Raw genomic sequence first — 8,968 nt, 5'->3', positions numbered from 1 at the left:
TTAGTTACATAATTATTAAATTAAGGACATCTTGCCATTCAAAGATGTGGAAAGTTGAGTCAAATTATGACTGATAAAAAGTTAGATAAGCTCAAGCTCATGGTGGTAGATGATGAGTTAGATAACTTAGAATTACTCTATCGCACATTTTGGAAAGATTTTAAAGTCTATAGAGCTAATAATGCCAGTGAAGCCTTGGCTATCTTAGAAAAAGAAGGTGAAATGGCTGTGATTATCTCTGACCAGAGAATGCCCGACATCAACGGTAGTGAATTATTAAGTTTGACGGTTGAGCGTTTTCCTGATACAATTCGGATTTTGCTAACTGGTTTTACTGATGTGGAAGATTTAGTAGATGCAATTAACTCTGGTCGCGTATTTAAGTACATTACTAAACCTTGGAATCCCAACCAACTTCAATTATTAGTTAAGCAAGCTAGTGACACATATCGCTTAGTTAAAAAACGGGTAGCAGAATTATCTCAGGCATTGCGACGGGAATCTTTATTTAATGCTATGACAAAGGCAATTAGAGAATCTTTAGACTATAACAATATGCTGCAAAAAGTTGTTACCACGATGGGAGAGACATTTGCGGCTCATAATTGTTTACTCAAACCAGTAGAAGATGATTTATTAATACAACAGCCATTTTGCTATCAAAATCCTCAATCTGAAATCTGTAATTTACTTCCAGACCCTAGTGAGTTAATTGCTGAAGTTTTCCAAACCCAACATTATCAAATAACAGAAAATTTTTATAAAGATATCCCTTATCAATACTTGGTTATTCCCCTCATTTATCAACAACATTTACTAGCTATTGTTGCTATTTGTAAGTTAGGAAGCGATCAGATTTGGCATCAAGAAGATATTCAACTAATTACAGATGTGTCCGAACAAGCTGCTTTAGCAATTTCCCAAGCCAAACTCTATCAAAGTCTGCAAGAAAAACAACAACAAATTCACCTGGAGTTGGAAGTAGCTCGCCAAATTCAACATAATATATTACGGCAAACCTTACCGGAAATCACAGGTGTAAAAATCCAAGCTTGTTGCTATCCAGCAAGAGAGGTTGGGGGTGATTTTTTTGAGGTATTTGTCCATGCTAATGGTGATTTGTGGTTAGCAGTTGGTGATGTTTCTGGTAAGGGCGTGCCAGCGGCTTTATTTATGTCTAGTACGATTTCTCTGCTGCGTCGGGAACTATCTCAAGAAGTACCTGTAGAGCCAAATGTGATGATGCAGAATCTGAATTATGCTCTGCGTGATGACTTAATCAGCAGTAATTATTTTATCACGATGGTTTTAGCCCGTTATCACCCAAGCACAAGAGAACTTGTCTATGCTAATTCTGGGCATATTTATCCTTTTATGTGGTCACAAAAAACAATTTTTAATGATTCTCCCCATTATCTGAGAGTTCGGAGTATTCCCTTGGGAATATTACCTAAATGGCAAGGAAAATCTGGCCGTTTGATTCTTGCTCCCGGAGATACATTACTGCTGGCTAGTGATGGAATTACGGAAGCAACTGGATGGGAAAATTTAGACAATTCCCAAACAACTAATCGTTCTATGCTCAATCAAGCAGGTTTGTGGCAACTGATTAAAAAACAAACTCAATCACTTAATCTCGATAATTTATTAGCTGTTATTCAAGCCAATAATGATCTCCAAGAAGATGATCAAACTATACTCTGTTTGGAGATTTTATAGGTTATGAAAAGTGAACTTCATGTTCCTAGTGACCTGAGTTTTATCAATATTGTAGAGAACTGGTTATTGGGATGTTTACAATTGCATCTAGGGGAATCTGTTGATTGGACAAAACAATCAAGTCTGTTACGATTAGTTTTGATAGAAGCATACTCTAATGCTGTTCGTCATGCTCATAAAGAAAAGCTAAATTTACCAATTTTACTGCGTTTAGAACTGAAAGACCGAGATTTATCAATAGAGATATGGGATCATGGTGAAGGTTTTGATCTGTCTACTTATTTTCCACCCAACCCCCTTGACAGACAAGAAGGTGGTTATGGTTGGTTAATTATGAATCGGTTGATGGATAAGGTAGAGTATAAATTACAGGTAAATGGTGCTAATTGTCTGAAGCTAGAAATGACTCTCACAGAACTATTGCCTGATGTTTTAAGAGATTGACAATCTCAGGTCTAAATACACTGAGATTGTTTAATCAAAGATATGACTTGCTCTACCAAGTTTTCACTAGGTAAAGTAAAGAAATCAATTCAAAATAAGTTGCAGAAAATTATTTGCTAATACCAGGAAATTCTCTAATTTACACACCATATTTAAATAAAATGATGGTGAGATGGGAATATTGCCTGTCCAAATTTCATCTCATTAAGAATCTTCTGGAAATACCCATTTTGGTGGTTCTGTCATTTTTTTCCGCAATCTTTCTTCAGCTATTTCTAGCATTTTGTCTAAAGAAGTTTCTTCAATAAACTTTGAAGTTGATTCTCTAAACTCGATATTGGGACATTTATCACCTAAAACGCAACCGTTAACACAGGCTTCAGCACAGTTAATTTTTTGCTCCACAATTAATTCCTCTCTAATTTGGGTGTTGTCACTTGGCAAATAAATTTTACCTAATTTGTTTCTTAAACTAGTGTACTGTAGGGGTTTAAGATTGCGCTTTCCTCCTACTTCTAAATTTGTAGAAAAACGGCTCATGTCGGAATTATTAGCTAACACTGGAACTATTGCGGCGATCGCTACTGCTGTTGTCCCTCAGCAAGGTAGTGTAGGTATTGTGCGGGTTTCTGGTGATCAGGCAATGGCGATCGCGCACACTCTATTTTACGCCCCAGGGCGACAAGTTTGGTCAAGTCATCGCATCATTTATGGTTATATTCGTCAACCCCAAACTAAGCAAATTGTTGATGAAGCTTTATTATTAATAATGAAAGCCCCTCGGTCTTTTACCCGTGAAGATGTGGTAGAATTCCATTGTCACGGGGGAATTATGGCGGTGCAACAAGTATTGCAATTATGCTTGGAAAATGGCGCAAGATTAGCTCAACCGGGAGAATTTACATTAAGAGCATTTTTAAATGGCAGATTAGACTTAACCCAAGCGGAAAGTATAGCAGATTTAGTGGGAGCAAAATCACCTCAAGCTGCTCAAACGGCTTTGGCTGGATTACAAGGTAAATTAGCCCAACCTATCCGCAAATTACGGGCTAATTGTTTAGATATTTTGGCAGAAATTGAAGCCAGAATTGATTTTGAGGAAGATTTACCACCTTTAGATCAGCAAAGAATTATTGCAGATATTGAGCAAGTGACGGCGGAAATTAGCAAATTATTAGCCACAAAAGACAAGGGTGAATTACTGCGAACTGGTCTAAAAGTGGCGATAGTGGGGCGACCAAACGTGGGAAAATCGAGTTTATTAAATGCTTGGAGTCAGAGCGATCGCGCCATTGTCACCGACTTACCAGGAACAACCCGCGACGTGGTAGAATCTCAATTGGTTGTGGGAGGAATCCCCGTCCAGGTATTAGATACAGCGGGGATTCGGGAAACAGTAGATCAGGTAGAAAAAATCGGTGTAGAGCGATCGCATCGTGCCGCTAATGATGCTGATTTGGTATTATTTACCATTGATGCGGCCTCCGGTTGGACATCAGCAGATCAAGAAATTTATGAACAGGTAAAACACCGTCCGGTAATTTTAGTCATTAATAAAATTGACCTGATTTCATCAGCAGAACAAGAAAATCTTCAATCCAAAATCCAAAATCCAAAATCCAAAATTGTCACAGCCGCAGCCATAAATCAAGGAATTGATAATTTAGAAATAGCGATTTTAGAAATAGTTCAACAGGGAAAAGTTCAAGCCGCTGATCTGGATTTAGCAATTAATCAAAGACAAGCAGCAGCTTTAACAAAAGCCAAGATTGATTTAGCACAAGTGCAAATGACAATCACCGATAAATTACCCTTAGATTTTTGGACAATTGATTTAAGAGGAGCAATTCAAGCATTAGGAGAAATCACCGGAGAAGAAGTTACAGAATCGGTTTTAGATCGGATTTTCAGCCGTTTCTGTATTGGTAAATAAGATCATTTATTGTTTGCAGTCCCCTAATAATATCTCAAAATTGCAGTATTTTAGGCAGTAATGATTTCTTTGATGATCACATAAGGTTCAACAATCAGAGCATTAAATCGCTTCTCACGGTTGAGATTCCATTCTCCCACTTGATCTATTGTCGGTTTGGCTAATAATTGTTCATCTATCCAATGTTGCACTGAAAGAATATTATCACTAGCGATCGCTTCTCCCACATCTAATAAGTCTAAATTCTCCGCTACCAAAATCACCGCATCTTTTTGGACATGGGGAATTAACCACTCCCATTCTGCTTCATCGAGATTTTGCTGTAATTTTTCCCGTAATTCCGACATAATTCCCCACTTTATTGATTATTAGTTTCATTTTACCTGATCAGCAAGCCCTAGTTAGTGCAGGGATATACCTATAAGATGCGAAACTATGTAAATAAATATTACAAAATCTACGGTAGTAATTTACTTTTTGCCCGTAAGTTGGTATATAAAATAGTTAAGAATAAATTAAAAAAAAGTTAAAGGGAGCTTAAAATATGGACACAACTAATAACAACACTCCCACAGGAGACAATCCTGACAATAATAAAACTAATCCCAACGATGAGGAAGGTGAAAACTGTCACCATAAACTAGTGTGGTCTTGTGATCCAAACAGTTATCCTCGTTGCACTTCTCAATGGGTACTGGAGTGCGAGCTAATCTGTCATTTACCTGAGTCCGACCTCAGAGAATAACCTGCAAATATTGATGAAAACCCTTATGGGGTAGGCATACTTCGACCCTTCGACAGGCTCAGGGCATCGCAGGCTCAGTACAAGTCTTGTCTGCCATATAAAAAATTTTACCCTCCGAAATCGTGCATTTCATTAATTGCGTTCGCACACCTTTGAGTAACCCTTTCCAATTCCTCTTTCTTAGTAGAAATGGGAGCATCAATTAACTTCCCAATTCTCAGAGTTAAAGGTTCAGAAACCAATTTTTTAGAAGTCATGAATTTTATTTAAACAGTCAGTGGCATCATAACATTAGATATGTGGTATTTATTATAATCTTCAATATACATTAGCAGACATTTAGCAACATATTCTGCTAATTTAACGGGTACAGCATTACCAATCATCTGTTCTAAATCTGTTTTTGAACCTGCAAAAATAAAATTATCAGGGAAAGTTTGAAGATAACTTCTTTCACGAGTAGTTAATGGACGCAAATCTGGTGTTAATGGTGCAACATCTCCGGGGTGTTGTTGATAAGTTTTAGGTATTGGTCTATTCACACCTCTAATAGTCGGACTTGGTTCATCAATACTAAAAATAGCCCTTCTTTGATAACTTCTAGGATGACGATAATAATATTCAATCCCTAAACTATTCCCTAAATAATCTCTAATAGTTGTCGGTTTTTTAGATAAATTAGCTTCTAGATAAGTCTTGAGATCATCATCTTGACCACCAAGTTCTCCTATACAGAAGAATCTCTTTCTTTTCTGTGGTACACCGCATAAACTAGCATCTAATACTTTTTCTGTTAAACCATAACCAGCAGATTTAAGAATTTGCTTAAACTCTTGATATTTGTGGGATTTTCTAAACAATTCTACATTTTCTAAAACAAACCATTGACTAGAGACATTAGCTACTATTTCAGCAAATGTAATACTTAAATCTCCTCTCCCTAAATCTTCATTACGCTTACCAGCACTAGAAAAATCTTGACATGGTGGACCACCAATAATTACATCAGGTAAAAATTGTTTAAATATTGAATAATTATTATTTACCTGACTCAAATCATATTCAAAAATCGGATGATGAAAGTTTTGCTGATAAACATTTATGGCAGATTTCCAGTTTTCAAAAGCAGCAACAATCTCAAATCCACTATTTTGAAATCCTAGTGATAACCCACCACAACCAGAGAATAAATCTATGACTTTTAAGGAAGAGGATTTCATTTGTATATTTATTCGTGTAATACCAATTTTATGTAAGGCTGCACAGAATAAAAATTATCCGCGTTTATCCGCGTTTATCTGCGTTTGATTATCTTTTAAATCTTATTCTATGCAGCTTCATCTCAATTTGGTGCAGAATGTCTAATTGCATTAGAATGTTTTTGATAATATACTTAGATAATAACGCATTTATTATGTATACTGAAAACCCTTATGGGGTAGGCATCCTGCCTGCCCTATAATAAATTCTTACCTACCCAAATCGTGCATGGCATTAATTGCGTTCGCACACATTTGAGTAACCCTTTCCAATTCCTCCTTCTTAGTAGAACTAGGAGCATCAATTAACTTGCCAATTCTCAAAGTCAAAGGGACTGAATGAGGTACAGAAGAACCAGGTTGTAAAATCTTCTCACTTCCCCATAAACACACAGGTAAAAAAGGAGCTTTGGCCTTAGCTGCGAGGAGGGCTGCACCTCTTTTGGGGTCATGAATGCGACCATCTGGCGTGCGTGTACCTTCTAAAAACACACCCACAGCCCAACCATTATCTAAATATTCTAAAGCGGAACGGATAGCATTGCGGTCAGCACTACCGCGACTTACAGGATACGCACCGTATAATTTAATGGCTTGTGATAAAACAGGAACTTTAAATAATTCTTCTTTAGCCATATAAGCAACTGGACGACGCACAGAAGTAGAAACTATGGGGGGGTCGAAGTAACTAGCATGATTACTAACTACTATGACCGCTCCAGATTGGGGGACATTTTCCGCACCATAAATCTTGCCGCGAAAGTATGTGTGCAGCAAAGGGCTAATTACCGACCACTTAAAGGCGTGATACAGTGCTAAACTAATTAAGGGTTCACGAGTTCTAGTCACAGAAGATAATATAAATAAAATAGAATCCAAAAGTCAGAATTCAGGAGTCAGAACTTATTTTAACCTCTAACTCCCAAATCTAACTGCTGATTTTCCCTACATCAGTTTCCTACCGTTAAAGCCTGTTGTCCTTGAGGTGAACTAGCATAACCTAGAAATGCTTGTACTCCAGCACTAGCAGGGTCTTTATAGATATAATACAGCGATCGCTGATAAGGATAATTACTTGCATCTGGAGTCAAACCATCTACGGAGAGAACTCGCGCCTTTGTTTGATTAGCAACTTGAGCAAAGGTAGCATAACCAATACCATCTGTTCCCAAGGCTTGAATTAGGGGAGTTGTGGCATCTCGCGGTAATGTCCTAATATTGGGTGTAGTTCCAAAATTAGCTCCTTTTAGCACCAATTCTTTAAACCCTTGGTGTGTACCACTAATTGCTGGACGATTAATGACGCGGATAGTTGCGGCTGAACCACCCACGGCTGACCAATTATTAATTTTTCCCTGAAATATATCTGCAATTTGACTACTGGTTAATCCTTGCTTAAAAGGATTTGCTGTACCGACCATCAAAGCGATCGCATCTTGTGTTACAGTAACAGCCTTCAATCCCTGACTTTGTTCCTGTGTTGTCAATGGTCTAGAAGCTGCCGCAATATCAACTTTACCAGCCAATAGATCATTAATTCCCTTATCTGTCCCATTCGCTACAGCATCTACTTTTGTACCGGGAAACTGTTTCTCAAAGCCATTTTTGAGATTTTGGTTAATTGTCACCATACTCGTAGAACCGTCTATTTTTACGGTTGTACCGCTGGCTACTGTCGTTGGTAGCGGGAAAGTCCCAGTAGTGGTAGTTGTTGTACCACCAGTGGGGGAATTATTTTCTGGCTGTGTGGTTATTGAGGCAGGGTTACGCATAAAAAACCACCAGTAACCACTACCCAAAAGCCCTAAAAATAGCAAAATAAACACAATAGGAGGTGGACCGCTTCTCTGACTCATAAATTCCTAATTATTCTGGTAATTGTTTAGATTGGGAATCTTGTAATCTGTGCAAACGACGAGCAACTTCGTCATCTAATGTCATAGTTTCAATCTCAGCCTGGAGTTTTTCGGTAGGATTTTCCGATAATTCCACCAAAGCCTCCGTCTGTAAATTTCGACGCTCCACAGCCCCCTTAGCCTTTTCAAAATCACTTTTAGCCGAGCCAATATCAAATTCATTATTAACTTTAGCAATCATAGCCAGAGCTTCATTTACCTCTGACATATCCTTCATATTCTGCATATCGGCTTTGTAGCTTTCTAACTTCATGCGCTCACGGTTAAGTTTATCTTTAGAAGCTTTGACCGCAGTTTCTGCTTGTTTAACCATTTCCTCCAGTTTAGGCAAGATTTGCTCCGTTTGAATCGCCTTACTCATGGCCATTCGTGCAGCTTCTTCCTTACCACCTTTTTGAGCAGTCATAGCTTGCTGCTCTAAGGTATTAAATTCTTTAATTTTGGCCTCATATTTATTTTTGGCAGTCTTATAAGCTCCTTCTTGAGCCGCAACGGCTTGAGCTAATTTTTGAACGGCTTCCTGCATTGACTGAAGAGATTCTTCAGCAACTGCTACAGCCACTTTACCACCAGACTCTACAGGCATTCCCCATAACCAGTTCCAAGTCCCAACTATGGTTCGTCCTGCCCTTTCACCCATTATCCAGTAGACAGCTTTTTTCATAACCGAAAGTTATTTCAGTAAGGATGCTTATGGTAATATTTTTACCTTAAACTTGACATATATCCCAGTTGTATGTCAACTTTTTTCATCATTTTTGATTTACTTTAATTCTCTAAATACAGCGGTTTCCGCTCTTATGATGTACAAAGTTGAATCATGAAACTCTTGTAGTGCGGGCATCTTGCCCGCTAGATATGTACCTCATAAGACCGGGAAGTGCTGTAGGAGTTTAGCACTGATCATTGGTGTCAACTTAACGTAAAACCCATAGCTTGCCTGGGAAAGATA

General features: G+C 38.0%; 10 protein-coding genes and 1 pseudogene. 4 read left to right on the top strand and 7 right to left on the bottom strand.

What is annotated here, in order from left to right; all coding sequences use genetic code 11:
• The first annotated feature begins 66 nt into the window (after window positions 1-66).
• Complete coding sequence (locus FJR08_RS19140) at window positions 67-1,719, top strand: SpoIIE family protein phosphatase (protein ID WP_168634230.1); 1,653 nt, start codon at window positions 67-69, stop codon at window positions 1,717-1,719.
• Between the two features lie 3 nt (window positions 1,720-1,722).
• Window positions 1,723-2,163, top strand: a complete 441-nt coding sequence (locus FJR08_RS19135; RefSeq protein WP_148763443.1) for an anti-sigma regulatory factor — start codon at window positions 1,723-1,725, stop codon at window positions 2,161-2,163.
• Between the two features lie 204 nt (window positions 2,164-2,367).
• On the opposite strand, the gene FJR08_RS19130 is transcribed toward FJR08_RS19135, so the two are convergent.
• The gene (locus FJR08_RS19130; RefSeq protein ID WP_148766971.1) at window positions 2,368-2,568 is read right to left on the bottom strand and encodes a hypothetical protein; all 201 of its coding nucleotides are present in this window, start codon (window positions 2,566-2,568) and stop codon (window positions 2,368-2,370) included.
• A gap of 133 nt (window positions 2,569-2,701) precedes the next feature.
• Between FJR08_RS19130 and mnmE the strand changes: the two genes are divergently transcribed.
• On the top strand, window positions 2,702-4,096 hold the full coding sequence (mnmE, locus tag FJR08_RS19125; RefSeq protein WP_168634229.1) for a tRNA uridine-5-carboxymethylaminomethyl(34) synthesis GTPase MnmE: 1,395 nt from the start codon (window positions 2,702-2,704) through the stop codon (window positions 4,094-4,096).
• Window positions 4,097-4,146: 50 nt separating this feature from the next.
• Here mnmE and FJR08_RS19120 read toward each other — a convergent pair whose 3' ends face one another.
• The gene (locus FJR08_RS19120; RefSeq protein ID WP_168634228.1) at window positions 4,147-4,443 is read right to left on the bottom strand and encodes a DUF2288 domain-containing protein; all 297 of its coding nucleotides are present in this window, start codon (window positions 4,441-4,443) and stop codon (window positions 4,147-4,149) included.
• 197 nt (window positions 4,444-4,640) lie between these two features.
• Between FJR08_RS19120 and FJR08_RS23350 the strand changes: the two genes are divergently transcribed.
• On the top strand, window positions 4,641-4,841 hold the full coding sequence (locus FJR08_RS23350) for a hypothetical protein (RefSeq protein WP_148279009.1): 201 nt from the start codon (window positions 4,641-4,643) through the stop codon (window positions 4,839-4,841).
• Between the two features lie 107 nt (window positions 4,842-4,948).
• Here FJR08_RS23350 and FJR08_RS23345 read toward each other — a convergent pair.
• From FJR08_RS23345 to FJR08_RS19095, 5 genes and pseudogenes are all read right to left on the bottom strand, one after another.
• Window positions 4,949-5,071 (bottom strand): annotated as a pseudogene (locus FJR08_RS23345) (1-acyl-sn-glycerol-3-phosphate acyltransferase); the annotation flags it as partial.
• Window positions 5,072-5,107: 36 nt separating this feature from the next.
• Window positions 5,108-6,061: a DNA cytosine methyltransferase gene (locus FJR08_RS19110; RefSeq protein WP_168634227.1), complete on the bottom strand. Its 954-nt coding sequence runs from the start codon at window positions 6,059-6,061 to the stop codon at window positions 5,108-5,110.
• 249 nt (window positions 6,062-6,310) lie between these two features.
• The gene (locus FJR08_RS19105) at window positions 6,311-6,949 is read right to left on the bottom strand and encodes a 1-acyl-sn-glycerol-3-phosphate acyltransferase (RefSeq protein WP_168634226.1); all 639 of its coding nucleotides are present in this window, start codon (window positions 6,947-6,949) and stop codon (window positions 6,311-6,313) included.
• A 101-nt stretch (window positions 6,950-7,050) separates the two neighbouring features.
• Complete coding sequence (locus tag FJR08_RS19100; RefSeq protein ID WP_168634225.1) at window positions 7,051-7,956, bottom strand: phosphate ABC transporter substrate-binding protein; 906 nt, start codon at window positions 7,954-7,956, stop codon at window positions 7,051-7,053.
• Window positions 7,957-7,966: 10 nt separating this feature from the next.
• On the bottom strand, window positions 7,967-8,680 hold the full coding sequence (locus FJR08_RS19095) for a PspA/IM30 family protein (protein WP_168634224.1): 714 nt from the start codon (window positions 8,678-8,680) through the stop codon (window positions 7,967-7,969).
• Window positions 8,681-8,968: the final 288 nt, after the last annotated feature.

The sequence above is a fragment of the Dolichospermum sp. UHCC 0260 genome (genome assembly GCF_009711985.1).
In the GTDB taxonomy this organism is placed as follows: Bacteria; Cyanobacteriota; Cyanobacteriia; order Cyanobacteriales; family Nostocaceae; genus Dolichospermum; species Dolichospermum lemmermannii.
This window is presented reverse-complemented; position numbering and strand designations above follow the sequence as displayed.